General features: G+C 43.4%; 22 protein-coding genes and 2 pseudogenes. 8 read left to right on the forward strand and 16 right to left on the reverse strand.

Annotated features, from left to right (window positions below):
- Positions 1 to 457: 457 nt before the first annotated feature.
- Positions 458 to 1285 (forward strand): TrmH family RNA methyltransferase, encoded by an 828-nt coding sequence (locus LIZ87_RS12960; protein WP_227147627.1) that lies wholly within the window; start codon positions 458 to 460, stop codon positions 1283 to 1285.
- An 87-nt stretch (positions 1286 to 1372) separates the two neighbouring features.
- Here LIZ87_RS12960 and LIZ87_RS12965 read toward each other — a convergent pair whose 3' ends face one another.
- The 5 genes from LIZ87_RS12965 to LIZ87_RS12985 all read right to left on the reverse strand — a co-directional run bounded on the left by LIZ87_RS12965 (position 1373) and on the right by LIZ87_RS12985 (position 6416).
- Positions 1373 to 2683: a 4Fe-4S dicluster domain-containing protein gene (locus LIZ87_RS12965; RefSeq protein WP_178316603.1), complete on the reverse strand. Its 1311-nt coding sequence runs from the start codon at positions 2681 to 2683 to the stop codon at positions 1373 to 1375.
- A gap of 80 nt (positions 2684 to 2763) precedes the next feature.
- Entirely contained in the window at positions 2764 to 3468 is a 705-nt protein-coding gene (locus LIZ87_RS12970) for an alpha/beta hydrolase (protein WP_264467990.1), read from the reverse strand.
- Positions 3469 to 3813: 345 nt separating this feature from the next.
- The gene (locus tag LIZ87_RS12975) at positions 3814 to 4992 is read right to left on the reverse strand and encodes a M20 metallopeptidase family protein (protein ID WP_178316605.1); all 1179 of its coding nucleotides are present in this window, start codon (positions 4990 to 4992) and stop codon (positions 3814 to 3816) included.
- A gap of 29 nt (positions 4993 to 5021) precedes the next feature.
- A complete protein-coding gene (locus LIZ87_RS12980) occupies positions 5022 to 5693 on the reverse strand; it encodes a hypothetical protein (RefSeq protein WP_330664606.1) in 672 nt (223 codons plus the stop codon).
- Positions 5694 to 5708: 15 nt separating this feature from the next.
- A complete protein-coding gene (locus LIZ87_RS12985) occupies positions 5709 to 6416 on the reverse strand; it encodes a DUF5058 family protein (RefSeq protein ID WP_227147632.1) in 708 nt (235 codons plus the stop codon).
- A 256-nt stretch (positions 6417 to 6672) separates the two neighbouring features.
- On the opposite strand from LIZ87_RS12985, the gene LIZ87_RS12990 reads away from it, so the two are divergent.
- Entirely contained in the window at positions 6673 to 8298 is a 1626-nt protein-coding gene (locus tag LIZ87_RS12990; protein WP_178316015.1) for a PucR family transcriptional regulator, read from the forward strand.
- Between the two features lie 164 nt (positions 8299 to 8462).
- Here LIZ87_RS12990 and LIZ87_RS12995 read toward each other — a convergent pair whose 3' ends face one another.
- The 3 genes from LIZ87_RS12995 to LIZ87_RS13005 form a co-directional block, all read right to left on the reverse strand.
- Positions 8463 to 9392 carry a DUF6602 domain-containing protein gene (locus LIZ87_RS12995; RefSeq protein WP_178316014.1) on the reverse strand — a complete coding sequence of 310 codons (930 nt, stop codon included), beginning with the start codon at positions 9390 to 9392 and terminating at the stop codon, positions 8463 to 8465.
- Positions 9393 to 9429: 37 nt separating this feature from the next.
- A complete protein-coding gene (locus LIZ87_RS13000; RefSeq protein WP_227147634.1) occupies positions 9430 to 10527 on the reverse strand; it encodes a reverse transcriptase family protein in 1098 nt (365 codons plus the stop codon).
- Between the two features lie 257 nt (positions 10528 to 10784).
- Positions 10785 to 12785, reverse strand: a complete 2001-nt coding sequence (locus LIZ87_RS13005) for a retron Eco8 family effector endonuclease (protein WP_227147638.1) — start codon at positions 12783 to 12785, stop codon at positions 10785 to 10787.
- 317 nt (positions 12786 to 13102) lie between these two features.
- Here LIZ87_RS13005 and LIZ87_RS13010 point away from each other — a divergent pair, with 317 nt between their 5' ends.
- The 3 genes and pseudogenes from LIZ87_RS13010 to LIZ87_RS23075 form a co-directional block, all read left to right on the forward strand.
- Positions 13103 to 13585: a GNAT family N-acetyltransferase gene (locus LIZ87_RS13010; protein ID WP_227147641.1), complete on the forward strand. Its 483-nt coding sequence runs from the start codon at positions 13103 to 13105 to the stop codon at positions 13583 to 13585.
- A 391-nt stretch (positions 13586 to 13976) separates the two neighbouring features.
- The gene (locus tag LIZ87_RS13015; protein ID WP_227147644.1) at positions 13977 to 14255 is read left to right on the forward strand and encodes a hypothetical protein; all 279 of its coding nucleotides are present in this window, start codon (positions 13977 to 13979) and stop codon (positions 14253 to 14255) included.
- A 9-nt stretch (positions 14256 to 14264) separates the two neighbouring features.
- A pseudogene (locus LIZ87_RS23075) lies at positions 14265 to 15620 on the forward strand (IS1634 family transposase); the annotation flags it as partial.
- A 250-nt stretch (positions 15621 to 15870) separates the two neighbouring features.
- On the opposite strand, the gene LIZ87_RS13030 reads toward LIZ87_RS23075, so the two are convergent.
- The 5 genes and pseudogenes from LIZ87_RS13030 to LIZ87_RS13050 form a co-directional block, all read right to left on the reverse strand.
- Positions 15871 to 16662, reverse strand: coding sequence for a PD-(D/E)XK nuclease family transposase (locus tag LIZ87_RS13030; RefSeq protein WP_227147650.1), 792 nt, complete (start codon positions 16660 to 16662; stop codon positions 15871 to 15873).
- Positions 16663 to 17290: 628 nt separating this feature from the next.
- Entirely contained in the window at positions 17291 to 17737 is a 447-nt protein-coding gene (locus LIZ87_RS13035; RefSeq protein WP_227147653.1) for a winged helix-turn-helix domain-containing protein, read from the reverse strand.
- Between the two features lie 484 nt (positions 17738 to 18221).
- Positions 18222 to 18464 (reverse strand): annotated as a pseudogene (locus LIZ87_RS13040) (plasmid recombination protein); the annotation flags it as partial.
- Positions 18465 to 18833: 369 nt separating this feature from the next.
- Positions 18834 to 19730, reverse strand: a complete 897-nt coding sequence (locus LIZ87_RS13045; protein WP_227147656.1) for an AAA family ATPase — start codon at positions 19728 to 19730, stop codon at positions 18834 to 18836.
- 141 nt (positions 19731 to 19871) lie between these two features.
- A complete protein-coding gene (locus LIZ87_RS13050) occupies positions 19872 to 20066 on the reverse strand; it encodes an ICEBs1 excisionase (RefSeq protein ID WP_178313604.1) in 195 nt (64 codons plus the stop codon).
- 176 nt (positions 20067 to 20242) lie between these two features.
- Here LIZ87_RS13050 and LIZ87_RS13055 point away from each other — a divergent pair, with 176 nt between their 5' ends.
- From LIZ87_RS13055 to LIZ87_RS13065, 3 genes are read left to right on the forward strand one after another with little or no spacing between them, the layout of a single operon-like run.
- Positions 20243 to 20794, forward strand: a complete 552-nt coding sequence (locus LIZ87_RS13055) for a helix-turn-helix domain-containing protein (RefSeq protein ID WP_227147659.1) — start codon at positions 20243 to 20245, stop codon at positions 20792 to 20794.
- Positions 20795 to 20817: 23 nt separating this feature from the next.
- Positions 20818 to 21378, forward strand: a complete 561-nt coding sequence (locus LIZ87_RS13060; RefSeq protein ID WP_227147661.1) for a DUF3795 domain-containing protein — start codon at positions 20818 to 20820, stop codon at positions 21376 to 21378.
- A 28-nt stretch (positions 21379 to 21406) separates the two neighbouring features.
- Positions 21407 to 22189 (forward strand): nucleoside phosphorylase, encoded by a 783-nt coding sequence (locus tag LIZ87_RS13065; RefSeq protein WP_178313610.1) that lies wholly within the window; start codon positions 21407 to 21409, stop codon positions 22187 to 22189.
- Between the two features lie 327 nt (positions 22190 to 22516).
- On the opposite strand, the gene drt2 is transcribed toward LIZ87_RS13065, so the two are convergent.
- From drt2 to LIZ87_RS13080, 3 genes are all read right to left on the reverse strand, one after another.
- Complete coding sequence (drt2, locus tag LIZ87_RS13070) at positions 22517 to 23863, reverse strand: antiviral reverse transcriptase Drt2 (protein WP_227147663.1); 1347 nt, start codon at positions 23861 to 23863, stop codon at positions 22517 to 22519.
- A gap of 457 nt (positions 23864 to 24320) precedes the next feature.
- Positions 24321 to 25280 (reverse strand): helix-turn-helix domain-containing protein, encoded by a 960-nt coding sequence (locus tag LIZ87_RS13075; protein ID WP_227147666.1) that lies wholly within the window; start codon positions 25278 to 25280, stop codon positions 24321 to 24323.
- 290 nt (positions 25281 to 25570) lie between these two features.
- A complete protein-coding gene (locus tag LIZ87_RS13080) occupies positions 25571 to 26863 on the reverse strand; it encodes a plasmid recombination protein (protein WP_227147723.1) in 1293 nt (430 codons plus the stop codon).
- Positions 26864 to 26945 lie beyond the last annotated feature (82 nt).

The following is a 26945-nucleotide window of genomic DNA, read 5'->3' on the forward strand; positions in this document are numbered from 1 at the left end:
TTCATTGATTTTTCAATGGATTCTGCGGGGGTGCGGTTACTTTTTCATTTAACTAGTTTAGAATTTAATAACATATTCTGTTTTTATATACCACAAGGAGACTGATACACTCGTGTATTAATCGCTTGGTGATCGTGGTATATAGTGCTGAATATTTCGTCACTCTGCAAGGCGGAGGAAGGAGGCGATGCGGTGGCATCGTTGACTGACAACAAGGCGGTGGATGACAAAATAGGCAGTGCTGGATACCATGATCGTCAGAAAGTCAGTGCACTAGTCCTGCAAATAACCACATTTCCAGAAGGGTTTCCCTTTGACACTTTCATACAGAACCACTATAATATTCCTTAAACAAAAGCGGACAGCAGCCCCCTTACGGTACTCACAAGCGCAGCTGTTAAAAAAACAGCGTTTTTCGCTTCCCACAGGGTCTGGCTTTTGATCGAAGGAGATATTTATGCCAAACATCATTGAAATAACAGACTTTGAAGCCCCGGAACTGGATGTCTATGCCCGCCTCACAGAGGGCCAATTGCTCAACCGCCACGAACCGGAAAAAGGACTTTTCATTGCAGAAAGCCCGAAGGTCATTGAACGCGCCTTGGATGCCGGATGCGAGCCTGTTTCCCTTTTGCTGGAACGAAAGCATGTGGAAGGACAGGCGCGGGACGTAATCGCCCGCTGCGGGAATGTCCCTGTCTATACTGCTGAATTTGACGTTCTGACACAGCTGACCGGCTTTCAGCTGACCCGCGGCGTACTGTGCGCCATGCGCCGCCCGCCTCTGCCAACGATTGAAGCGGTGTGCTCCGGTGCCCGCCGTATCGCTGTCCTTGAAAATGTCATGAATCCCACCAATGTGGGCGCTATTTTCCGCTCTGCCGCAGCCCTGAACATGGATGGGGTGCTGCTTACCCCGGCATGCAGCAATCCTCTCTACCGCCGTGCCATAAGGGTCAGCATGGGCACGGTCTTTCAGATACCATGGACCTATCTTGGCAGAGAATCTCAGGAATGGCCCCAGCCAGGGCTTCCGCTTCTGAAGCAGCTGGGCTTTCAAACCGCTGCCATGGCTTTAAGTGATCATGCTGTCAGCATAGATGATCCCCAGCTCATGGCAGAGGAGAAACTGGCCATTATACTGGGTACAGAAGGTGATGGACTGTCTTCCAATACCATTGCTGACTGTGATTATACGGTGCGCATCCCCATGTCCCACGGGGTGGATTCCTTAAATGTTGCGGCAGCCAGCGCCGTGGCCTTCTGGCAGCTTGGAGCCCGCTGATCCCATTTGCTCTGAGGTCAATACAATTCCTTATAAAAACTTTGTCCCTCGCCATATGGCGAAGGACAAAGCTTTGATCCTGACCAATCATTCGGAATCGGGTTTTGGGTTTTTCTGATACATTGATAACAGTTTATCCAAGTAAATGGACTTAAATTGCTTGCTCGCCAATGCCTGCTTCAATGGAGGCAGCTTGAGAATCGTACCGAACACTGCTGCCATCGCCCGGTGATTCGCAAAGGCCTGATTGTCAAATATCAGGTTCTGCAATGTTCCTTTCTCAATCGCCTGGAGCACGAACCGATGTGTACTGTTCACCGGCGTAATGATCTGTATTGGTCTCCGCTCTAGATGAATTGCCTTTGTTGGACAGTTCCTTGCACAAACGCCGCATCCAAGGCAAATTTCCTCATCAATAACCGGATATTTCTTTTTCGCTGAAATCTCAGAAGCCTTCTCTTCCATCGATATAGCCAGGATCGGACATACTTTGGCACATTTTCCACAACCAACACATTGGTCCAGAGAAACTTTCGGTATATAATTGGTTGTTGCCACCGGCTGCATAGGGCTGAATCTCCTCGCCGCCTGCAGTGCCTCGCAGCAGCATCCGCAGCAGTTGCAGATAAACGCCGGATGCTCCCGGACATTCTCTCCGATCTGTACTAAATTGCTTTCATAGGACAGCTCCAGAACATCCCTTGCCTCCTCTTTGGAAATCAGCCTTGTATAGCCCCCATGTTCTGCCAGGGAGCGTGCCACGTTGTCAAAGGTCAGGCACACCTCCCACGGAGCATTGATCTCGCAGGGATGTCCTGCATGATACATCTTGTGCCGGCAATAGCAGGTCCCCACTCCTATATATTCTGCTTCTTCTATGATATGTGTTGCCCGCTCATAATCCAATATATGGTTGGTCTTATCATTGGTCAATACCGCTTCCTGCACATAGACCCGTCCAAGCCTGGTCTCTGTTGCAAAGAACAGGTCCTTCACAAAGTCCTCTTCCACATTCATATATTGATAATACAATTCTCCCAAATACTTCTGATCAATATCTCCCCTGGTGCGCATCAGGGCAAACTCAATAAAGCCGGCCATTGGAGGCGGCATGACAAACTGGCGCTCACCGTGGTAATCAGAATCCACCAATAATGCCTTCTCGCAAAGGTGATCCAAAAGTTTCTCCGCTTTAGCCTCTGTGGTACCCCAGATTTTTGCCGCCTTTTTCAAGGTAAAAGGACGGACAGGGAGCAAAGCAACCCATTTCGCCTCTTTTTCCGTGTATAGTACCTGAAGAATCTTATACAGCGTCTCAGAAGCCGGAGCACCCTGAGTGAACCAGTTAATTCGTTCTTCCAGGCTTTTATACGCGTCTTTTGTTGTCAGATGCCCCATTTTGCTCCTCCTTCTTTTCATTCATTCTATTATGCGCAGTCTGTGCAGGATGCATGATATCTTTCGCGGGGAATTTTCTTTTATAATTCAGCCTGCAGCCATTTTCGATAAAATTCCAATTCTTCCACCGTATGGAACCAGTGTTCCCCGCCTTTCTGCTCCTCCAGCCTACAGTGAAACCTCTCTGCAAATGCAGAAACAGTCCCATATTCGCATAGGGTATCATATTCTCCCCGCAGGATCGATGTGGGGCATTTCCATTTTATAATTGGATGATCTTTCACATAGCAATAGTAATCCCACGAAAGAGGCTCTATAGGATGATCAATCACCTTTCTGTCCCGGAGTTCTTCCTCTGTAATTCCGGATTGCTCCATCATATTGCGGATAATGCGCCCCATATCCACAACAGGGGACAAAAACCATGCATGATGGATCTTTGTATCCTTATAGGCCAGCAAACTAAAATATGCTCCCATACTGCACCCAAACAAGGAAATCTGTTCTGCTCTGTTTTTCCCATACTCCATCATAAGGGCCAGCTCCTTTACGCAATTTTGTGCCCTGCATGGCTCTGCTTCATAAACCCGTTCTCCATGCTTTGGCAGATCAAAGCTCAGGACCTGATAGCCACGTTTTGCGGCCTCTTCAGCTAAAATCCAGATGCAGTCATCTATTTTAGACGAATGGCTTCCATGTACCGCAATAATCAGCCTCGTGCTCTTCTCTCCCCACAAAATAGCAGGAATCCCCTGAATCTTACATTTTTCTACTATCACAATCATTCTCCTGTCAGTGCGGAGAATACCTCCGCTGTTTTTCTTTGTTGTCATGTTTCATATATACCAGCCTCCTTTCTCCCAATTTGTAATGGGCGTTGATTTATCATATAATTATACTACTATCACGTCAAAAGTCCAACTCACTTGCTAAAAATATGGCTTTCCCAGGCATCACACTCATACCAATATCTGCAAAATGCTCCGAAAATCTTATCCCGCATAATGGCTGCCATGCTCACTGTGCATGCTACTGCCCGCATTATAAATATCCTAGGGCTATAGTGTAGTTTTAAAAATGCAAAAATACCGGCAGCTCCCACCCGCCGGTATCTCCACATTTTCCTATATTTAGCCCTTCAAAAATTCCTCCACAATTGCCACAAAGACAGCCGCACCTCTCCAGAATACATCCTCATCCACATCAAATTTAGGATTGTGATGGGAGATATCTGTTCCTTTTTCCGGGTTTGCGGAGCTGAGGAACATGAATGCACCAGGCACTTTTTCCAGATAATAGGCAAAATCTTCGCCACCCATATTGGGAGCTTTCAACTCGGTGATGACACTGTCCTCGCCTAAAACGGCTTTCGCAGCTTTCGCTGCCAGCGCTGCCATCCCATCATCATTGATAACTGGCGGTGCCCCCCAGATTATCTCATAATCCACGCTGCCCCCAAACACCTCCGCCGTGGCCTGGGCAATCTCGCCGATCCTGTGAGCTGTATACTGGCGCAGTTCCTCCTCCAGGGTTCGGATGGTTCCCTCGATCACTACCTCATTTGGGATAATGTTGTACTGACTTCCTCCCTGGATCTTTCCGATGGTCAGGACCAGAGGACGGGTGGCATTGACCTCACGGGTAGTAATTGCCTGGAGAGCCAGTACCACGTGAGCCGCGATATTGACCGGATCCACGCCCTTTTCCGGGGTGGAGCCGTGACAGCCCCTGCCCTTTACCCGAATGACAAATTTGTCAAAAGCAGCCATGCAGCAGCCCTTGGGAACAATAAATGTACCGGCAGGAATCGTCTTGTCAAGAATGGTTCCGATATGAGTGCCAAACACAGCATCTGCACCTTCCACACCGCCATTTTCAATCATGACCTCAGCCCCCCGTGACTGCTCCTCCGAGGTCTGGAACAGCAGGCGTACCGTGCCGGACAAATCTGCCCTGTGATCCCATAGGACCTTGCCGGCGCCCAGAAGCATTGCCGTATGGCTGTCATGACCGCAGGCATGCATGCATCCCTCATGTCTGGAAGCAAAGGGAAGGCCCGTCTCCTCCGTAATAGGAAGCGCGTCCATATCTGCCCTCAGACAGATGGTTTTGCCGCTCTTTCCGCCCTGTATCGTTGCGATGATTCCGCTGTCCTTCTGTGAACGGACATAGGGAATACCGATCTTATCCAGTTCAGCAGCTACATAAGCCGATGTCTCCGGCAGATTCAGCCCCAGCTCAGGTATCTGGTGCAGATCCCGGCGCAGGCCCACAATATATTCCTGCAGATTTTTGCATTCATTCCACATGATCAATGATCTCCTTTCTACTATCACTATCAATTAGCAGCCTTTTTCTGATCGCCAGTGTAGATCAGGCGGGCAATGCCTAAGGTACCAAATACTGCGCATACGATCACCATCCATGCCGGAACAGGAATGAACAGCTTGAGCACGGTAGGAATCATCAGACCAAATACAGCTACCTTCGGGTATTTCACAGCAAAGTTGCCAAAAGTTCCTCCAAAAATAGCAGCAGCGGCATAATTTTTCAGAGCAGTGTTCAGGAAAACCGGAAGCACGGCCACAACCGCAGAACCGACTAAAACAGCCGCCGTAGTTGCGATCAGGTTGGTAATGATAGAGCCGCAGATAGCCATGGTAGATACCACCTCTGCCTTGATCGTTCCGCTCTCACTGTCCGTAACATCTAAGGCCAGCGCTGCACAGGGGACACGCATATTCCCGATATTGCCGGAGAGAAATCCCAAATACGTGCCGCTCATGCCCAGAGCCGCATAGTAAGAGATAGGTTCCACAATATAAAACGCGCCAAAGGATAAGGCGGTCAATGCCCAAGCCGACAAAACCAGTTTGAGATCCGGCCAGCAGTCATATTTACTGCACAGGTACAGAACGGGGATAAAAGCAGTAAAAGCTGTCAGAAGACAAGTAGGAGCGCCAATTCGGATGCTGTTCTTTTTCCATTCAGCCATATAATCCTGTTTCATAGTCATTACCTCCTCTTAAACCATTACGATATCATGGATCACAGCAAAAAACATTCCAATGATCATAGCAATGCCAAGGGAATATTCTGCAATCTTTGGATGCTTCGGAACAACCCATTTCATAATCGCCACCATACTCAGTGCACCTGCCAGACAGGCAATGGTATTGCCCAGGCCCTTGACGATCTCGTTGGCATTCAAATATCCAAAAATACCCAGGGAACATGCACCAGACAATACGGCCAGCCATTTGGTGTCTCCGCCGCTGAGCTTGCCCCGCAGCTTTTCCAAAGCAGGGGTGATCGTACCGCTGACCACCAGCCAGCCTGCGCCATTGAGCGCCATGGCAAACCATGACACAGCCATGATTGTAAGCGTATATCCTTCACCGCCAAATTCCACTCCTGCAGCTTGGGCTCCCATAGTAGCCGCAGACAGCTCTGTCGCCGCAGCACCAATAATGGAAAGACGCAGCCAGGCCATGGGGCCTCCGATGGAAGCCATCAAACCGACCATAACAATAAACACTCCACAGGCAGGACCAATAGCGGAAATCATGCCGATCTTGAACGCCTTTTTGGGAAGCTCCTGCGGAAGGTTGACCTCTGCAGATGTTTTGTTCGCCTGCCGCATAAACAGCAGCGCCTGCCCCAGAGAGATCAAAACAGTGATTCCACACAATCCCCAGAAGACCGGAGCATTTGCAATCGATAAATAGTCCATAAGATCATTTCCTCCTCTTTCATACCATTTCAACTAATAGAATTGTACAACGTGGACTATTATATCACCTTTTGTTTTGCCTTTCATTGTCTCTTAAGTACAATCTTTTATATTTCTCTTTGTCTTTCTTCTCTGCTATTGTCTTTGCCGGACACTGTACCCCCATTTCTATTTGTACCCAAAGGACAATTCATGGTGAAATCTCCTGTATTTTCTGATATAATCAAGGAAATAAGCAAAGGGACGGTGAACTCGTTTGACAATTTCTGATTTTTTACAGCTTCCCAACTTTTCTGATCTCCGTTTACTGGCAGGAAGCGGCGGTCTTCTGCGGGAAGTGACAAATGTGACAGTGGTGGACACGCCGGACGGCTCCAACTGGCTGAATGGCGGTGAGTTCGTCATTACCACTGCGTATATGCTGCATGAAGAGGAGGAAAATCTTCTGGACTTTCTTCAGACGCTCCAGCTCCATGGCGCAGCCGGCCTTGGCATCAAGGAAAACCGGTATATCAGCTGTATTCCAGATTCCGCATTGCAGCTGGCCGACCAGCTGTGCCTTCCGCTGATCTCGGTTCCGGAGGCTTATCCATTTGTAGATATTATCAACCCTGTACTGACTCAGATCATCAGCCGGCAGTCCTTTCTGCTGACCCAGGCCAATATGATCCACAAAGAATTTTTAAGCCTGGCCATCAACAACAACAGTGTCCCGGAAATCCTCCAAACTCTGCGAACAGTTACAGGCATTCCCTGTGCCTTTATGGACACTCATTTCAAAAACCTGTATTTCTCAGACGAGGATTCCCCGCTGATGCAGCAGCTGCAGGATGTCCGTCCGGAAAGCATTACCAATGAATTCCTTCAGCAATATGACCATTATGCAGTTGCTAACAAAAACGAGCAGTTTGGATTTCTTCTGTTTGAAAAAACGAAGCTGAAGGTCAACAGCCAAAGCAGTGTGCAGACTGCGCTCGAATATGCCAGCATTGTTCTGATCCTCCGTATCCAGATCCGCATTGCCAATCAGCAGATGGCGGAGAAATATCAGGCTGCTTTCCTGGAGGATCTTCTGTTAAACAATGTCAAGGCCGATGTGGAGATACACAACCGTGCACGGCTCTATGGCTGGGATTTTACTCACGGCGGCCTTGCCGCGGTGGTGGACATCAACAACATTAAAAAATATTTCATTGACCGGCTGGACTCCAACACCAACCGTATGCTGGAGGAAGCAACGGAGATCATTTTCAGGCACTCCATCCGCGAAATGCACCAGACCTTCCCTCAAGCCAAATACTTCCGGCAGAGCGATCTTATTGTATTCATCCTCTCTGTTCCGGCCGCAGAGCGGGAGATCCTGCCGGAGCAGCTTGAACAGACATTCAAACGCCTGCAGGCCCAGCTGGCAAACGTGAGCCCATTTACCATCACATTAGGCATCGGCCAGTATTATGAAAACATCCGGGATATTTCCAAAAGCTACTCCGAAGCCAGGGTAGCGATCAATCTGGGCTATTCCCTTCAATGGTTTGACCGCATTCTGTTCTACAACCGCCTGGGCCTCTACCGCCTCCTGGCCCCCATCATGGACCGTCCAGAGGCTGAGGAGCTCTATACTCAGTATATTCTCCCTCTGGAAGACTATGACAGGCAGTACCATGGAGAACTGCTTGCTACACTCCAGGAAATCCTGCAATGCGGGTGGAACTTAAAGGAATCCGCTTCGCGGCTGTATATCCACTATAATTCTATCAAATACAGGTATTCTAAGATCTGTAAGATCTTGAATCTGGATCTGTCTGACCATAATAACCGCTCATTGGTGGAGATTGCTATGAAATTGTACCGGCTTAAGTGTTTTCGGGGGCGGGAGGCGTAGCGGTGCAGAAATCGTTCTGATGCTAAAAAAAGCAGATAAATATGCCTGTGCAGGCCCAAAGGGCCGAACAAGAGCAACGTTAATGCCCGTTATCAGTGTTCAAGCCGATAACGGGCATTTCGTCAGGCATATACATCGTTCGTCTAATTGGAGCGGCCGGACAGCTATCTTTTTTCCATATTCCGATCTCCATGCTCCTTCTCATAGGGAATATACCCCAATCTCTTATCGCAGCCTCTCCCTGACCCAAAGTATCCAAAGCCCAGTCTTCTTTCATTTCCCCTGGTTTTGTCATAATAGACCGCAAGAAGGCCGCTTATGATCAGCTGAAATCCCAAATATTTTTCATTCTCCTTATGTTCAAAAAGCAGGTACTCTGCCTTTCTTTCCCTTTCTTTTTCTTCCTTCTCTTTTTCAGGCGGATCCTTTTTGGGACCTGTTTTATACACAGACCACCTGTTCAAAGCTCCCACGTATCCCGGCATCCAGTCGTAACGGTTCTTGCCCTTTTGGCAGAAAATCTTGCTCAAGTGCGCAAATATCTTTTCTCCCTGCTTATCTGCCGTGCCATTTTCCTTTGTATCCATTGATACCAGGGCCAAAAACGGTCCCTTTACCTCCTGATTTCCAGCATTCCTTCCGGTGCACAGTTTTCCAACCTGCTCCAGGGCTTTGATCTCCTGATCCAGCCGGGAAAAATACAGATTCTTTTTTACTGATATCACTCCGATCACGCCCTCCGGAGGAACGATCACATGATCTCCCATTCTGAGAAATACAGGAAAGTTGGCCGAATCATATACAATAATATCCAGCTGGGAAGAATGACTGTCCTGATCACCTGCCCTTTCCTTTTTTCCGCTCCCTGTCTTTACCGCCGGGCGGAGGATAAAACCGGTCAATGCCTCCAGTCCCGAAGGGAGAAATTTCTGAATATAGCTCTTTAGCAGAGCCTCCACATACATTCCATCCTCGCCGGGATGGGCCGCCCCCTCTCTCCCGTCTGCAGGTATCAGAATCTGAAACTGACTGTAAACCTTCAGCATAGCCTCTGCTTCATTTTCCATGAAATCTCTGATCCTTGTTCCATCCATCCTGTTATCCTCTGTCCAAAATAAGCCCTTCGGAGTTCTATGTCATCCCAAACCACCTGCTCTGGCACTGATCGATCAGCTGCTCCAAATTTTTTATCTTTCGTTCCAGCGCCCTCTGGTGAAGAGCCTGGCCATTTTCTCCCTTTAAAAACGTGATCAAAAACGCCCGGTAGCCACAGAGATAATTCATGAGTGCCTTTTTGTTGCTGAACCGCGCAATTTTACCAATAGGAAACAGCGCGTTCACCTTATCCACTACTCGAAAATCCTTTACCTTTTCCTCATCCACCTCATAAGGAGAGCCATCTATCTTCGCTCTTTTGTCAAAGTAATTTAAAATTCTGTTAATTTCCCTCATGCGCTTTCTGGAAAGACGGACCATACAGCCATGAGCTTCCCCGCCTACCACAAACCCTGACATGGATATTTCGCCTTCTGTCATGTATGTCTTGTCATGGTTCAGTCGGAACCCCTTGTCCATGAGAATGTGCTTAATCATCTTATAGAAAGACAATTCTTTCCTGAAGTCCAGATATTCGCTGGAAAACATCATATCATCCGCATACCTGGTATAAACAATGTCCTCATACAGAACCTGCTTTCCTTCCTTTACCTTTCTCACTGCCTGACAGTATTTTAAAATACGCTGATCAATCTGCCGAAAAACAATATTCGACATGGCAGGAGAGGTAATGGCTCCCTGGGGAAGGCAGCCGTTCAGAGTGGTAATCTGACCGATATTGATCCGGATCCTTTCATCCTGAACAAAGTCTTTCAGGCTTTCCACCACCTGCTCTTCCGTCACATGATCAAAAAAATGGCGGATATCCAGGCGCAGGTGAAACCGTTTTCCGCAATGAGGACGCAAATAATCCTGATAGCTCTTCCCCTTCACAAAGCCTGCTGCCGCCTTAGAAAGAGGGATTCTGGAAAGCAGATTTTTATTCAGATTATTCTGGAGCTGATACAGACCGCTGGTTTGATCCACCTGCTGAATCACCCTGGACTTTCCTCTGTCTCCTATGGTAAATGTGGAATAGCTCTCCTCCTTTTCAGCCAGGCTGCTCGCTATAAATGCATCATTCTTCCACAGGATCTTTTCGCAATAATAATCCCATCCGTATATTTTTTTCATTTTCCTATCACTTCAAGCGGGCACTGTCTTAAAAATTCGTATGGCGTTTAATAATTTCCCATCAGTCTCTGTATACCCCATAAATTATAGCAGTCAAAAAGTAGGATTTTCGCCCTGGTCTATGGAGCTGTCACTCCCTCAGGGCCTGCCTTTACACTAGTATCAAAAGCAGCTTGCTGCCCGCTCTCACTTATTTTTATGTATCCAATCTACCGATCACCTTACCAGTTAGCATCCAGGTACCGGCTCCATTTCTCTTAAACCATCTGGCAGACCATGTGTATCAGTTCTCCCAATTCCGGGAAATCCTGTTCAAAGGCCTTTCTTACACTTTCAAGCTTTTCCTTCTTCTCCACTTCCCTTAAAAATCTCCCGATCTCCTCCGGCCCGAAGCCTTTCAGCCCGGCCTGCCTGCATAGGTAAAAGCGCAGCCAGTCCGCCGCCCACGAGGTTTTGGAAATCATGTTTTCCTCCAGGAGCTTTTTCAGCCTCTCATCCATGGCCGAGCTATTATTCCGAATCCAATTATACCTCATACCATAGTCGCATTCCCCTCCCAGGAGAAGGCGGACAAAGGTAAGCTCCTCCTCCTTTTTCAGAAGCCTTTTGTCAAAGGGATAGATTCTTTGATAGCGTCCGGAAAAATATTCCTTTAAAAACTCCAGAAACAACGGCAGTTTTTTTTCTGTTACCAGCATTCCCTCAATGGTGGTCCGGGCTATAAATATCCCATATTCCCTGAAATATTCCTGGATCAGGCGGATAAACTCCTGATAGTTTTCATCCTCTGAAAGATAAAAGGGTCTTACATAGTGGAACCTGCATTTTGCAGCCATATTGTATATGCGGTTTCTTCTGGCTGCCAGAGAAGCTCTTGAGGAAGACGGGGTATCCTTCCTTTTATAGAAAAAATAGTTTTCCCCGGCGCTGCACATATGAAAATACTTTTTCTTCAGTTTCTCTGGATATGTATAAACCTTATCAAGGTCCAGCAGGATCGTCACTGGAATATGGCAGCCTCTGTTTTTGGGTGAAACAATGCGGTATACTACGTCATCACTCATCCCCTTGATCAGCTCTATCTGGCTCAGCCGCGGAAAAATCCCCCGCAGGAAACGGTTGCGGAACACCTCCAGCTCCGTTTCTCCTTCCACCAAAAAAAGAGCTTTTGCAAAATATGCGCTGGCATGCTGATCCGTGATGAAATACCGTTCCCGCATCTCTGTGTCCTTACGGAACATCTGAAAACGTGAAAGCCTTGTCTCCTCTCCTCTGCGGTAGACCTGATACAGCTGATTATCTCCGCCCTCCTGCGCCAGAATATTTTTGACCAGCCTGGCCGAATGAGTGGCAAGCAGAACCCCCACATAGCCCCTGCACTGATAAAATACCTCTGCCAGATTGTCGATCATATTGTTATGAAGAGAGATCTCCGGCTCATCCAGTATGATCAGCGGCTCCTTCATCTTCGTCTCCGCCATAAGCCTGAGAATCGAAAGAAGCAGATATGTGAAATTATAAGCATTGGTTCCATTGGAAAATTCTGACAGCCGGCTGTCATCAAATTGATACTGATCTCCAGAAAAATACATCTTCGATAAAGCTGCGGCAAACTCATTCTTAGAATATTGGGCAACCTTCACATTCTGCCTCTCAAAGCCCCTTTCGATCTGTTCCAGACGCTCTTTCATCTGTCCGCTCGCATCACCAATGGATTTTCTCAGCTCCTCCCGCAGATCCCTTCCCACGTTATTTTCCAGCTTCATCAGATCGCCGATATGCTTCCACAGCACATCCCAGTTCACCAAATCAATCTGTCTTGCGTCTACAAAGTACATGGGAAAAAGGCCTGCTATGAGCTTTCTGGTATCCGCATTATGACTCCACCGCACAGGCATATCCCGGATCTTCACCATCCGCACCGTTATGATATCCTCTGCCGAAATTCCCACAATCTTCTCATAATAACTGGCGTATCTCGTCTTCTCATCCTTAAGGTTGGCACGGGCATACCGCTTTAAGCGGCTCAAGTCATAGGTCAATGCAATCTCTACCCGATTATTCAGCCTGTTATTGTGATCAAAAATCTCATCTGACTCTGACCGTGAAATTAAGTTATCGTAGAAATACCTGACAGCAGAAAGAATGTTGCTCTTTCCTGTTCCATTCTCTCCTAAAAGAGCCGTCACACCGTTTAGCTGAAAAATACAGCTGCCTATGGATTTATAGTTTGTTATAGAGATTTCAATAAGAGACATCCCAGGCCTCCTCCCTGCTGCCCAAAGCAGATATCCTCCCGGCCTGCTGTTTTCCGTTTCCAAAAGCTGCCATATCTTTATTATAACAAAACCTCGTAGATTCACAACACATTTTTGAAATGCTATGCCGCCCTTCTCGATATTAAGGCATGTATATAAAGAATGTCTCCTTTTTAATTATCATACAGCTATTCTACCAGAAGCTTCCAGCAAATGAAACAGCAAATCATTTAAGGCTTAAAATAAATTTTTGTTGCTATATTATCTTAGGTCTCCTACAATAGAAGAAACTGGACAACTATTTTCATGGGGGATTTATGGAATACACCATACGAAAAATGGCAGAGCAGGAATATCCGCTATTAAATGATTTTCTGTATGAAGCTATTTTTATTCCACACGGTATAGAACCGCCGCCAAGAACTATTATTGCTTCTCCCGAATTGCAGATTTATATTGACCGCTTCGGAGCATTAGAAGATGATCATGCATTAGTTGCAGAAACAAAGGGAAAAATTATTGGTGCTGTCTGGGTGCGCATGATAAATGATTACGGACACATTGATGATAAAACTCCCTCCCTTGCAATCTCCCTGTATAAAGAATACCGGGGGCAGGGGATAGGAACCGCTATGATGAAAGAAATGCTGTCTTTTCTGCAGGCATATGGCTATGAGAGGGTTTCGCTTTCCGTTCAAAAGGATAATTACGCGGCTGGAATGTATCGAAAAATCGGCTTTGAAATCGTAAAGGAAAGGGAAGATGAATGGATTATGCTATGGCAGGTGGACAGACATTGATCTATTCTGTATGCGCATACACAACTCTACTCAGCACCGCTCTGGGCGTTTGCTTTCCCATAGGGGCCGTCATAGCAGAAAAAGGAAGCAGCCAAACAAACGCTCTGTATATGTTCACCAGAAGCTTTGCTTTCATGTATGCCGCTGTCATTCCTGTATGTGTAAACGTGCCGATCATTTTGATCGTTATCACAGCAACAATGCTGATCGTACAGGCTGTTGACTGTATGATTGGTATGATTATAAAAAGCAACATGCGTACTATGGGCCCATTTCTTATGGCTGTGCGGCATGCAGTATGTTTGCTGCTATTCATCTAATCTTTAGAAAAAATCACTATTTAAGTTTTTTATACACAAATGTGTCTCATTGTTGTAGGAGGTAAAATAGCTTGAATACAATATTTCAGCGAACAGAATTTTCAGAACCGACTTTATTCAGTCCGTCCAACACAATGAAAAAAATGGATGATTTCCCGGAAATATGTGTTTCCACATTTTCAGAGAATTTTCTTCAAAAATTTTCTTCTCTGAACATTACCGAAAAGATTACAGAGTTATATACTGCAAATGGCATCATACAGAACATTTCAAAAAGCTTAATTGCAAAAGTAAATTCTAGTGCACGGATAACTGCTACCGGCTTTAAAAAGTTGCCGATTTTTCCTTAAATGCCCTTAAAGGGCTCTTCCAACAAACAGGCAGCAAAATTCATTGAGCAGCCCACCTTTGAACTCCATGACATCTACCGGGCGCTCTCTGTTCTTTCGAAAGAGAATGATTTTATACAGGCCCAGCTTTACAAAAACAGTCAAAACGTCATCGAACGCAGAAAAGATATCCTTTATTACGACTGCACGAATTACTTCTTTGAACTGGAAGAACCGGATGACCTGCGCCGGTATGGAAAAAGCAAACAGCATCAGCCTCTTCCCATTGTAGGCATGGGACTATTTATGGATTATGACGGCATTCCGTTAGCATTCGATATTTATCCCGGCAATAAAAATGAGCAGCCTACGCTGAAGCCTTTAGAGAAAAAAGTGATCCGTGATTTTGGCCTTGAGCAGATCGTTGTCTGTACCGATGCCGGACTTTCTTCAAAAACAAACAGAAAGTTTAACGACAGAGTGATAGGAGGAGTGCAGATCCGTAGCTTTATCACCACACAGTCCGTCAAACAGCTTCCGGAATACCTTAAGGATTTTGCGCTTGATCCGGACGGATGGCATCTTACCGGCTCTGATGTGTCTTTTAATCTCAATGAGATTGATGAAACCAGCGATTATGATAAGATCTTTTATAAAGACCGATGGATCAAAGAAGACATTTCTTAAAGAAAGAGCAAAAGCGGGGCAAACCCTTTAGAACAGCATCTGGTCATTTCCTTTTCACCGAAATATAAGACCTATCAGCGGAAGATCCGGAGTGGACAGATTGAACGCGCCCGGCAGCTCATTGACAGCGGGAACTATAAACAGCGTCCGAAAAATCAGAATGATCCCCATCGATTTATATCCAGAGAAACAGCAACAAAAGACGGGGAAATCTGCACAGAAGAAATGGTTTTCCTTAACACAGATGCCATTCAGGAAGAAGAACGTTATGACGGCTTCTACGCCGTATGTACGAACCTTGATGACATGGGAGTGGATGAGATTGTCAGGATTAATAAAAAACGCTGGGAGATTGAAGAATGCTTCCGCATCATGAAGACCGACTTTAAGGCACGCCCAGTATATCTTCAGACCGAAGATCACATAAGGGCACATTTCATCACATGCTTTATAGCGCTGGTGATCTACAGGGTTCTTGAAAAGGAACTCCATGAAGCATACACATGTGAAGAGATCATCAATACGTTGAAAAACATGATGATAGCACGTCCTGGTGAAAAAATGGGATACACTCCTGTCTACACAAGGACAGACCTGACAGACGCATTGCATGAAACAGCAGGATTCCGTACGGATTATCAGATCATTAGCGATGTAAATATGCGAAAGGTCATACGAGCATCAAAAAAGAAAAAGTAATAATATCTAGCTACATTTCTGACCATTAAAAAATCCGTAGAAAGCTTGATTTTAAGGCAATCTACGGATTTTTGCTGTCAAAGATGGGAATATATCATACTATCAGCGATTTTGCCACAAGAAATAAGGGACTCGTATTCTCGGACATCCCCACATTCCGGGAACTGACCGCAGCCAGGATCATACCATTTCTTAATTTTAAAAGCCGACCATCGCTCAATCTTGAGCTTTGATCGGCCTGCTGAATTTGTTAAAGCTTATTGATAAGAATACCTTTATCTGATTCAGAAATCCCCATAGCCACCAATGCCTGCTCTGCCGTCAAGCCCAGATTCTTCATCAGATTACGAAGTGTTTTAAGTCGATCTTCAGCAACGGCTTCTTTTCTCATATCCTCCATGGCTCTACACATAGCTTCCACTCCTTTCGCATCCTCTTTAAAATAGCGTACTCGATCAGCTAATATTTTATAATACATATCTTTTGCATCCGTGCAGAAAAAATCATGCATCAGTTTACCAAGTTCGGTGTCATCTTTTATCTGGGAATTTACATATATGATATGTGCTTCATCCCCAAACATTACACCAGTTTCTTTAATTGTCCGGTCAATGTGATAAATAGGCAAGCCCGCCTTCAGTACATCATTCTCTGTAATGAAAATAACATACGTTTCTGCAAGGTTCTCATAATCGTCACCCGGCTCCGTTACATTTGCATCCAGCAGACTGCTGTTATACCTTGCCTTCTTAATGCTGGCTCCCTTATCACTTCTTTGGATTTCGATATTATAGACACGTCCATTCCCATCAATCGCTATGATATCCAAACGGATGGAACGTCCCTGCAAATTCTTTATATCATGCTGTGCGTGTACTTTTTGGACGATCAAATCTTTTTTCTCCAAAATGATCTGCAGTAAAAACTGCGAACACGCTTTATCTTCAAAGACTTTGCTCATAAAATCATCATCCAGAAGGCGGAATCCCCGCAGTCTCTGCAAATCTTCTGCATGTTTTCTTTCAAAATCCAGTTCTGCCATAGTCTCACCGATCTTCCTTTTGTCTAAACTCTAATAGCAGAAAGATCTTTTCTATTACTCATATCATACCACAGAAAAAGTATCTTTACAATCAGCGCAATTTTTCTGATTGTAAATTTTTTATAAATCTTTGATTTATTTCTGCTCCTACCCTTCTTTTTAAGCTGCTATACGAGCAGAAGCTACATAATGCGTTGCATACGCTTTTTCAATTTCTACCTTGCCACTTTTACCGAACCGCAGAGGATATACCTGCTTATGCCCCTGACTGTTTTCTTTTTGCGCCCTATTGCTTATAATAACAGAATGACAGTTTCAATCCATTTTTGCCCGCATAAGACTGTATCTGCTTCATAATAAAAGACAACCGCATAGATTCCAGTTACAGACCGCCTCCATGTACGGGATTTTCCAAGTCTCCACTCCTCATATTTCTGTTTTTATAAAACCCCGACATCCATCAAAACATCCACCAGTGCAACATATCCTCTTTTCTGACATTGCTGATAAACAGAGTTATGTACTTTTCCAGTCAGCTCTCCATTCTTCATTCCTTTTATCCTACCCGTCATAATCAGTAGTTCTGTTTATAAAATAAGCAGAGACTGCATATTTCATACATCCCTGCTCATCCTATCTTCTCATTAAATTTGTAACCTACACCCCAGACCGTTTGAATATAAATCGGGTTTGACTGATCCGGTTCAATTTTTTTACGGATTTTATTGATATAAGCAGTAATATTCCGGTCATCCGCCACATAATACTCTCCCCATATCCTATCATAAATCTGCTCTTTGCTAAACACCTGTCCTTTATTTCTGGCAAGAAATTCCAGAATATCAAATTCCTTGCTTGTCATAAAAACCTCCTGCGTATTCAAAAAAACCTGGCGTTTTGATGGAATAATCCTTAACTCACCAAAAGAAATATCTTTCGTCCCATATGTAGCCTTGCTAATACTATAGCCGTACTGCACAGCCAGTTTCATTAGTTCTTCGCAAAAACCTTCCTGGACTTTTTCCATCATGATAAATAGTACATCCACTTTTGCTTTTCCTTCCTGCTGCTTCATAAAACCTAGCGAAATCAAACCGCTCCTGCTTTATCTTTTATCAATGTATTCAAAACACTTCATCGTAAAATTCCAAATGTGTAATCCACTGAATTAAAAATTTGTATTGAATACCATAGATTTTGAGAGAAACCAGTACAACAAAGGTTCTCTGTTGCTGCTGTTTTTTCTTATTATCTGCCATCATAAAACACCGACTTCTGGATAAGTTCTGGATGAGTTGTGAACGGTCTAATATTTTGAAAATCGTTCGACAGAATGTGGCAAAAACAAACAGGGTCGGCAACTGAAAATAGACTTTACAATACTAATTTCTGCGATCTGCTTCAGCAGAATACAGATTGCAAAGAGCCTGCCGCACAAGGACTTTTTCCTTTATCATTGTGCGGCAGAATTTTCAGTAATCAGTTGCTAATAAGTTGAATTTCATAAACTGTTGGATAGTAAAATGGTTTTTCCTCATTAAAGGCGTTTTTGAGAATTGGATAATCTCATGGAATGGCTTTTCCTGCTTGTCAGAGCGGATTTTCTCATAGTAATCGTCAATCCGGCGGTCACTTCAGGTCTGCTTCTCATTATACTGGGCGAGCGCTTCATCAAATAATTCGTGATATACGTCTTTGAGATTTTCGTTGCAATATTCCACGTTCAGACAGCTTCGTTCCGGGTCAGTATTCTTATCATGAAATTTTCTGCTGTTATGGTTGACAGAGCCTTTTCCTGTCATAAAGCTGATAGTTTGCTTCAATCAATATCCTTTCTCCCTGTCCAGGTAATCAGCGCCGGATACTGCGCATAATAGAGGAACCTTCCCGAACATTAGTAGTCTGGGAAGTATCGGAGCGAAGCCCCTCCTTTGTTACTTTCACCGAAAGTAATTTAAAAGCACTTTTGACAGGCTCCGCTCTATCAAAAGCTGCCTTTGCGCTCTGCCGAGGGCTTTTCCATCCTATGGACGGGGCGGCTGTCCAAGCCGCTTTACACCGCCGCTTTCCGACTCATTCAAGACCGCAACAACGCAAGATCTATATCTTTTGCAACCTTGCAGATACCAAGCCCGCAAATTCTATATACTCTGCATTGTTGCGCTGTTGCCTTATTCCGGTCTGATTTTATCCAGTTCCCAATACCATGAATTATTTATCCGCCTTGATCTGATACCCAGTTCCTTTTTCGCATTTTCAAGCGTCCGTCTGGATATGCCCTGTTCCTCTGAAAGATTGAAAATCTCGTTGCTCTGCATGGCATTATTTGTTTCCGCCTGTTCCAGCTTATTTGCTTTCGGAGCGATACCACCTAGCACTTCATCTGCGGTAATCTCGTAATCTCCGAGCCAGTGAAAACCGTCCTCCGATAACTCAAAGCCTTTCGGGTGTCCAAACGCCTCCAGATTGTTTTTTATCTGGACTACCGCCCTTATATTCGCTTCGCCCTCCACTCTGCCAACCAGCAGGACGCTTCTTGCCACTGCAAAGAAATCAATGGAACCCATGCCCCGGTACGCCGCCTTATTTCCCGCCGCTTTGTTCATGTGCCCTACAAGCACAATGGCGCACTGATATTTCTCCGCCAGAACCGCCAGCTTCTTTGTCATGTCCCTTGCTTCATTTGCCCGGTTCATATCCATACCGCCGCCGATATACGCCTGTATCGGGTCTAAAATCAGCAGCTTCGCCTTTGTCCTTATGACCGCTTCTTCCAGACGTTCATCTATCATGGAAAGTGATTTTATGCTCTCGTCAATGACGGAAATATTTTCGCAGTTCGCTCCTGCCGCTTCCAGCCAGGGCTTTACCGTGTCGGCAAGCCCGTCCTCCGCACTCTGGTAAATCACAGCCAGCGGCTCCGTCAGCTTCATCTCGCTGTCTATACCCTCGCCCTTTGACAGCTTCGCCGCTATATTCATCACCAACGTTGTCTTACCGTCCCCCGGATCGCCCTGCACAATCGTCAGCTTCCCATAGGGAATAAACGGATACCACAGCCATGCCACCTACTGCGACTGTATCTCCGACATTTTAATTTTGAAACCTCTCTTATTTTTTTGTGGCTCACGCTCTGCCAATCCTTATAGTAAAACTGGCAGTGCCACATTTTCCCGTCCCTTGTTGCCGACATAAATTCTCTCCCCTTTCTACATGGCTACGGTCAGGCCGTAGAATTTTTCTTCAAAATATTTTGTCGGAACCTTGCCGCAGATTGTCCGATAACCCTTTGCTTTCAATTTTTCGTTCAGCCCTCGGATAATCTTATAAGCGTAGCCCGTTGATACGCCAAGCATTTCTGCCGCTTCCTCTGCTGTTACATACATTTTTTTCGTTTTCTCCATTCATTGTCCTCCCGTTTTTATATTAGGGACTTTTATCCCTTTCTTGTATTTTGATTATATAGGCTCTTTTGCCCTTGTTAATATATTTTTCAGATCCTATTTGCTTATTTTAAGCGTAGATGTTAGAATACAAATGTCCCTATTTTTTATATTATCAACATTAAAGGAGTTGTCCTATGACAGTAGGAGAGAAAATTAAGACATTCCGAAATATCCGGGGAATTTCACAGAATATGTTAGGGGAACTGGCAGGTATAGACGGAACCACTATCCGCAAATATGAGTTGGGAAGCCGGAACCCCAAGCCCGATCAGCTTTTGAAGATTGCCAATGCTCTGGGTGTGAGTATCAATGTCTTTACAGATTTTGATATAGAAACCGCTTCCGATGTTTTTACTCTGCTTTTCAAAATGGACGAGCAAATAGATATGGAAATTGACGGGGAAAAGGATAAAGACGGAAATCTCATTCCAGACACGATATATATTCGTTTTAAGCACCCGGAAATCAATAGCCGCCTTGCCAAATTTGCAAAAGCCAAGAAATTGCAGGAAAATCTGATTGCTTCCAAAGACGCATTTCCAAGTGAGGAAGCCTTTCAGCATGAAGTCGAGCAGATAAATGAAACGTGCGAGCAGATTAAGCAGCATTTAGTTGATACGAATAAAGTTGTGAAAAAGGGAACATCTGGTATCGCCATCAAAGTTTATTCCGAAAATACACCTTAGCACTTACCATAAGAAGATTTTCTATGAAAAATTTCAAAAGAGAAAATTTATTATTTTCCCTATGTGGATTGAATTGTGGCTTATGCCCTATGAACCTAAATCAATACTGTCCTGGTTGTGGGGGCGGAGAGGGAAACCAATCCTGTTCCATAGCAAAATGCAGTTTACAGCATGGGAATGTAGAATATTGTTTCCAGTGTGAAAATTATCCCTGCGAAAGGTATGATAACATAGACGAATTTGATTCTTTTATCACACACCAACATCGAAAGAAGGATATGGAAAAATTCAAGAAATTGGGAATTGAACTTTATACAGCAGAACAGCAAAGAAAGAAAGTTCTGTTAAATCATCTGTTGAATACTTATAATGACGGAAGAAAAAAGACATTGTTTTGCGTTGCGGTCAATTTGCTAGAACTAGACGATTTAGAAAACATCATATCCGAATTGGATAAGTATACTTCAAATCTCACATTAAAAGAAAAATCCGGTCATGCAGCCAGTTTACTTCAACAAGCTGCTAAGAAGAAAAATATCATTTTAAAGCTACGCAGACAGAAAAGCCCAGGCAAATCCAGTTAACATTCAATCTATCTAAAGGGGGACTAAAATGGAACACAATCAAAACTTTCTTACTATATTTCAAAAATCTGAAATTTCAGAACCAGCTTTATTCAATCCGTCTGATACAACGAAAAAAATTGATAATTTCCCGGAGATATGTGTTTCCACGTTTTCAGAGAATATTATTCAAAAATTTTCTTCACTAGACAGTACCAAAAAAATAGCAGAACTGTATACCGCAAATGGTATGATACCCGTTTACAAAATCCGTTATAAAGATACAGATATTGCTTTCTATCTGTCCAGAGTAGGGGCACCTGCTTGTGTCGCTGGATTTGAAGAAATCATTGCTATGGGAGCCAAAAAGTTTGTTTTGTTCGGCTCCTGCGGAGTATTGGACGATGATAACGTAAAAGACAATATCATTATCCCTGTTTCTGCTGTCCGTGATGAGGGCACAAGTTATCATTATATAGCGCCCTCGTCAGAAATTGAAGCAGATCCACATTCAGTCCAAATATTAGAAAGTGTTTTATCAAGTTGCGGTTATCCGTATGTAAAAGGGAAAACATGGACTTCGGACGCTATTTACAGAGAAACGCTACCCCTTATTCAAGAACGCAGACAAGAGGGCTGCCTTGTCGTAGAAATGGAATGTGCTTCCATGCTGGCAGTTGCAAAATATCGACATATTCCCTTTATCCAATTCTTGTACGGCGCAGATAATCTTAGTTCTGATACATGGGAAATCAGAGATTTGAATTTATATGGTCTGAACAGTGCAGAAAAATATATGGTACTTGCCTTTGAATGTGGACTTGCTATGTAAAAGAAATAAGGCAGGTATCATGATACCCGCCCCAAATCCAGTATTCTTCAAATAAATAGAGCTATTTTAGAGCCAAACGCCATAAAACAATGCTGGAAATGCCCATTTTATCAGCATTTCCGGCGTTCTGTCCGTTACTCAAACTCGGCGTGTCCTTTGTCGTTCTTAACTATATTTGTTTAAGTTTTATGCAAATACACGCCGCTTTTTACTTCAATTACATCAATCATTCTGGCTTGCTGATTTTCTGTTGCCAAAATGTTGCCACAGATATGATAAAATATTTTCAATCTTTTGTCTATAAATATCCTGAAATTCCCAACAAACCTATGAAAAAACATCATCCAATATCCGACGAATTTTTATCATATGCCTTTTTGTTTTTCTATCTATAGGTTCATCTTCCCCAAAAACCTTTTGAGCACGTTGAACATATGTTATAAAATTTCCCTTAATATGTCCATTTGAATCTTTTAAACGTGCCCCCTTAACAGAATACTTCTCATATAAATTTTTACAACTTATTCTCTTTCCTGAAGAAGTATAGCCCTCATTTTTTACTATAGTTTTAAGTTTTCGATATAATCTATAATAATATTTTGATATAGTTTTATCCCTTATTGTTACTTCTTTACCATCAAATGTAAATCCTAAATAATCGATCTCATTTTTTCCATTTACCATATCATCTAAAAACAACGAGTTACAACTTTTCAATGTTGTATCTTTATATTTATATATTTGCGTTTTATCTGGTTGCAAAATCAAATTTGGAATCAATTTAATTTCACCCATTATATCATTTAATACAATTTTAAAGCTATCTTCCGATATTCTCGGCAAAATAATAATAAAATCGTCACTATAGCGCATATATAAGCCATTAAATTTACCTGCCAACTTATCCATTTTCTCATCTATTGTTGTCATATAAATATTTGCCAAAACCGCACTAATTGCTGAACCTTGTGGTATTCCATAATTCTCTTTATGTCTGATGATAAATTCCTTTTTATGCTTTTTAAACTCTTTCTCAGATAATACTCTACGTTTTGAATTTAAAATTTGTATATCTTCTTCCGTATCTGTTAAGTTGTTTAATTTCAGCAACTCTGTTAATTCCCAAATTGAATATTTTGTTATATTCTTAAAAACCGCATAATAGTCAGGTGGTAATATCTCAACGTCTAAAACATCACATATTTGTTTCTTTAAATAAGCATGGTCTAAGGAGTCAAAAAAATGTGAAAAATCTCCTATAATCACAAAGCTTTCTCTTGTCTCTCTAATACAATCAAAAGCTTTTTTTGCAAAGTGAATATTACTTTTATGCAAATTATCTCTATATGCAACTGCAACCATATCCATATTACGTTCTTCCAAATATTTATTATATTTTTGATTCAAAAGATACCCATAGTATGAATATATATATCTATCAATATGTGCAGAATAACATAAGTGCCTAGACTTTTCTTTAATATAGCCCATACCATCTTTTTTAGTAAATTTGTTAAACTTCTTTTCATAATGAATAAAAGGATAAAAGCCATGTTTCATTATGTTATCTGGATTACTAATATAATTCCATACTTTGTCCAACGAAACTTTTTCGTCAAAATGTGCGTATTTTCTGGCAGTTGCATTTTTAACTTTCCATTCATATAGATCCATACAGTTTCCCTATTTAGCGAAAGACCCACCAGTATGAGGGATAGCATCTCTTGACTGATAGGTCTTCTTTTAACGTGGTATTCAATTTTGTCTTTCGACAGCTTTGATGTGGTTCCAGCTATCCATTATTCGTTCAATACATATCTATGTTAGAATAGATAAGAAGGAGATGATTCTAATTAACATTCTTATGTGGTTATTCATAAGTTTGCAACCAGAACACCAGTCATATCTGAAAGAGCTCTTTCAGGTATTGACAACAATTCCTTTCCCTTATATCTAATATATAAGGCACTTTAAATATAACTCTTTAATTTCCACATGTCAATATCTACTCGTAAGTTAGATTTTTGAAATGTTACGCAATAGAAGACCATTTTCGGAGATTTAGATATAAAATATCGCAATACCTTTTATCATCTCTGAAATTCCTTGAAAAATAAGGCTTTCAGAACGTCTAATGCGTAACCTTCTGCCCCAGCCCCATTTCCTTTATCACTTGCTTTGCGCTATCCGCTTTATTACTGGGTACAATAATTGCAATCCTATCATCAATACCTCTGCCCATGCCATAGCGTACAGACGCAAATCCGGCGTCTCCTAAATCCTGTCCGTATGCCATAATACCGTTATCTTTCAATGTACTTATTATCATTTCCGCCTGCATATTTCCGTCTGCTATAAATACATTTACAGGCTGTTGCTCTTTAACCAGTACAGCCTCATTATCTGGCATACTTTTTTCTCTTCTTTTATGATTGATACAAGCCAGTATTCTCAATACCCCAAAACCAACTATAGCAATTCCCACAAAAAATATAAGTGCGCTATGAACCGCTTGAGACGTTGTTGCACCTAATCTGATATAGCAAATAACCAATGCTACCGCAAATACTCCGGCACATATCACAGATATCAACGCATCTGTAAATGGCGTACTTTTGAATCTGGAACCAGTCTCCCAAACTCCATTATAGGTCATCACTCCAATATAAGCTGCTCCACCAACAAGCAAAACAGCAGTTTCTCCTGCCACAATCGCCAATTCTCCCACCATGAGAAGCTGAATGATTATCACAGCCGCACAAATAGCAAAGGTTAGACCAAATGCAATATTTCCGGCTTTTGTTACCCTCTCTTTTTCCAGTTTGTTATAGTCTGACACTTTAGATAATGTTTCTCTCAATTCTTTATCCATATTCTCGCTTTTCCTTTCTCCGTCCAAAATTTCTTTCACTTCTACATTATAGAACTCCGCCATTTTGATAAGGATACTTAAATCTGGCATATTAGTTCCTGTTTCCCACCGAGAGATCGTTCTTCCCGATACAAGAAGAATTTCTGCAAGCTCTTCTTGTGTTAATCCTCGTTCTTTACGAAGCACTTTTAAAAATTCTCCTATCTTTTTCGTATCCATTCTTTTCCCCTCCTTTCACTTGCACATTACCATAAATGTCAACAGCAAAACACGACACAAAGCGAGAAATGCCCTATTTTCGCCATTAGACACGATTGTCTAATTAAATTTTCTTGTATTGCAAGGTCATTTTACCAGATACTCGCTCAATTATCCATGTTATTTTAAATAACAAATAGCAAATCCCCACCAGCCAGTCAAGAGTAAACTAAACGGCTACGCCGCTCTTGACTAACTGGCGGGGATTCACTCCATGGCAGCTAAGAGGGCTTTAAGCAGCCCTCCGCCTGTTAGCGGGTTTCCCGATTATGTTTTCTCTTTGCAGCCCGTTTCTGCTCGGCTTCTATCTGTTCCTGTTGCTTTGCCCGGTTAATGACAGCATTTACTTGTTCAGAGCCGACCACCGCCTTCACACGTTCAAAATCTGCCGCCACTATTCTTAGTTCCCGATTTTCCTCCAAGACTACTTCCAACCTGTTTGTCAGCCGCTCGTTTCCTCTCCGTTCCCTGTTATATGCCGCTTGCAGCTTTGTAAACTTATTTGAAATATCCAGATATGCTGAATAAACAGAGCGCATGACTTGTACGATTTTCTTTACCAGCGGTTTTGCTTTCTTCTCCCGATACGACTTTGCAGATTCCATAACCGCTGCTTCTGGAAGCGTCTGCTCGGGATCTGCGGAAAAGTCTGCCGCCAGCTTCTCCATGTTCTTTACCATAGGAGCAAGTTCATTCATGCGCTTCTGGTATTTGTCCGCCTGTTTTTGCGCTTTCTCTGCTTCCTGCCGGGACTCCTGTAAATCTTCCTGTAAGGAACGAATCTCATCATCAACCTGTAACAACTGTTCATGCAAATCTTCATTGATTTCTTGAAAAGTAGCGTTTTCTTCCTGTAATTCCACTTTTCTCGCTTCCAATTCTGCGACTTCCTTTGCCCGTTCCTTTTTCTCAAAATCCAAGACAGATAAATGCTTCTCATGTGTGCCTTTCTTCTCCCACTCAATTCCATGTTCCAGCATGACAGCGGCAAGCTGTTCTTTCTCATAAGCCACCCACTGATTCAATTCCGTTTCCCGTCTTGTTCCGCCTTTAAATCCGAGAGCAGATAACGCCTGTTTCAGAGAAACTCTTGTATCAAGCCCTCGCTTGCTTCCTGTCGTATACGGTATAAAATCTATATGCAAGTGGGGCGTTGCTTCGTCCATGTGAAGATAGGCAGCAAATACTCTTAAAGTGGGATTGCGCTGCCGGAAACCTTGCATATATTCATCAAGCACCTTTGCCGCAAGCTGTCCGTCCTCTGTTTTCGCCCCCATATTGTCCTTATCGCCTATCTGCACAATGATTTCATGGAATGGCTTTTCCTGCTTGCCGGAACGAATTTTCTCATAATAATCGTCAATCCGGCGGTCACTTCTGGTCTGCTTCTCATTGTACCGGGTGAGTGCTTCATCAAACAATTCGTGATATACATCCTTAACGTTTTCGTTGCAGTATTCCACGTTCAGACAGCTTCTCTCCGGGTCAGTATTCTTTGCATGGAATTTTCTGCTGTTATGGTTGACAGAGCCTTTTCCTGTCATAAAACTGATTGTTCGCTTCAATCAATATCCTTTCTCCCTGTCCGGGTAATCAGCGCCGGATACGGCGCATAGGCTTTGTTAC

It is taken from the genome of Lacrimispora sp. 210928-DFI.3.58 (assembly GCF_020554865.1).
Taxonomy (GTDB): domain Bacteria; phylum Bacillota; class Clostridia; order Lachnospirales; family Lachnospiraceae; genus Enterocloster.

Excerpts from the sequence above, each read along its gene's own strand:
- LIZ87_RS13065 (WP_178313610.1), top strand. The coding sequence starts at position 21,407 with ATGGAACACAATCAAAACTTTCTTACTATATTTCAAAAATCTGAAATT.
- LIZ87_RS12995 (WP_178316014.1), bottom strand. The coding sequence starts at position 9,392 with ATGGATGGAACAAGGATCAGAGATTTCATGGAAAATGAAGCAGAGGCT.
- LIZ87_RS13075 (WP_227147666.1), bottom strand. The coding sequence starts at position 25,280 with ATGGATACGAAAAAGATAGGAGAATTTTTAAAAGTGCTTCGTAAAGAA.
- LIZ87_RS13030 (WP_227147650.1), bottom strand. The coding sequence starts at position 16,662 with ATGGCAGAACTGGATTTTGAAAGAAAACATGCAGAAGATTTGCAGAGA.
- LIZ87_RS13055 (WP_227147659.1), top strand. The coding sequence starts at position 20,243 with ATGACAGTAGGAGAGAAAATTAAGACATTCCGAAATATCCGGGGAATT.
- LIZ87_RS13010 (WP_227147641.1), top strand. The coding sequence starts at position 13,103 with ATGGAATACACCATACGAAAAATGGCAGAGCAGGAATATCCGCTATTA.
- LIZ87_RS13000 (WP_227147634.1), bottom strand. The coding sequence starts at position 10,527 with ATGAAAAAAATATACGGATGGGATTATTATTGCGAAAAGATCCTGTGG.
- LIZ87_RS13080 (WP_227147723.1), bottom strand. The coding sequence starts at position 26,863 with ATGACAGGAAAAGGCTCTGTCAACCATAACAGCAGAAAATTCCATGCA.
- LIZ87_RS12985 (WP_227147632.1), bottom strand. The coding sequence starts at position 6,416 with ATGGACTATTTATCGATTGCAAATGCTCCGGTCTTCTGGGGATTGTGT.
- LIZ87_RS12965 (WP_178316603.1), bottom strand. The coding sequence starts at position 2,683 with ATGGGGCATCTGACAACAAAAGACGCGTATAAAAGCCTGGAAGAACGA.
- LIZ87_RS12960 (WP_227147627.1), top strand. The coding sequence starts at position 458 with ATGCCAAACATCATTGAAATAACAGACTTTGAAGCCCCGGAACTGGAT.
- drt2 (WP_227147663.1), bottom strand. The coding sequence starts at position 23,863 with ATGGATCTATATGAATGGAAAGTTAAAAATGCAACTGCCAGAAAATAC.
- LIZ87_RS12980 (WP_330664606.1), bottom strand. The coding sequence starts at position 5,693 with ATGAAACAGGATTATATGGCTGAATGGAAAAAGAACAGCATCCGAATT.
- LIZ87_RS13060 (WP_227147661.1), top strand. The coding sequence starts at position 20,818 with ATGAAAAATTTCAAAAGAGAAAATTTATTATTTTCCCTATGTGGATTG.
- LIZ87_RS13035 (WP_227147653.1), bottom strand. The coding sequence starts at position 17,737 with ATGAAGCAGCAGGAAGGAAAAGCAAAAGTGGATGTACTATTTATCATG.
- LIZ87_RS12975 (WP_178316605.1), bottom strand. The coding sequence starts at position 4,992 with ATGTGGAATGAATGCAAAAATCTGCAGGAATATATTGTGGGCCTGCGC.
- LIZ87_RS12970 (WP_264467990.1), bottom strand. The coding sequence starts at position 3,468 with ATGATTGTGATAGTAGAAAAATGTAAGATTCAGGGGATTCCTGCTATT.
- LIZ87_RS13050 (WP_178313604.1), bottom strand. The coding sequence starts at position 20,066 with ATGGAGAAAACGAAAAAAATGTATGTAACAGCAGAGGAAGCGGCAGAA.
- LIZ87_RS13005 (WP_227147638.1), bottom strand. The coding sequence starts at position 12,785 with ATGTCTCTTATTGAAATCTCTATAACAAACTATAAATCCATAGGCAGC.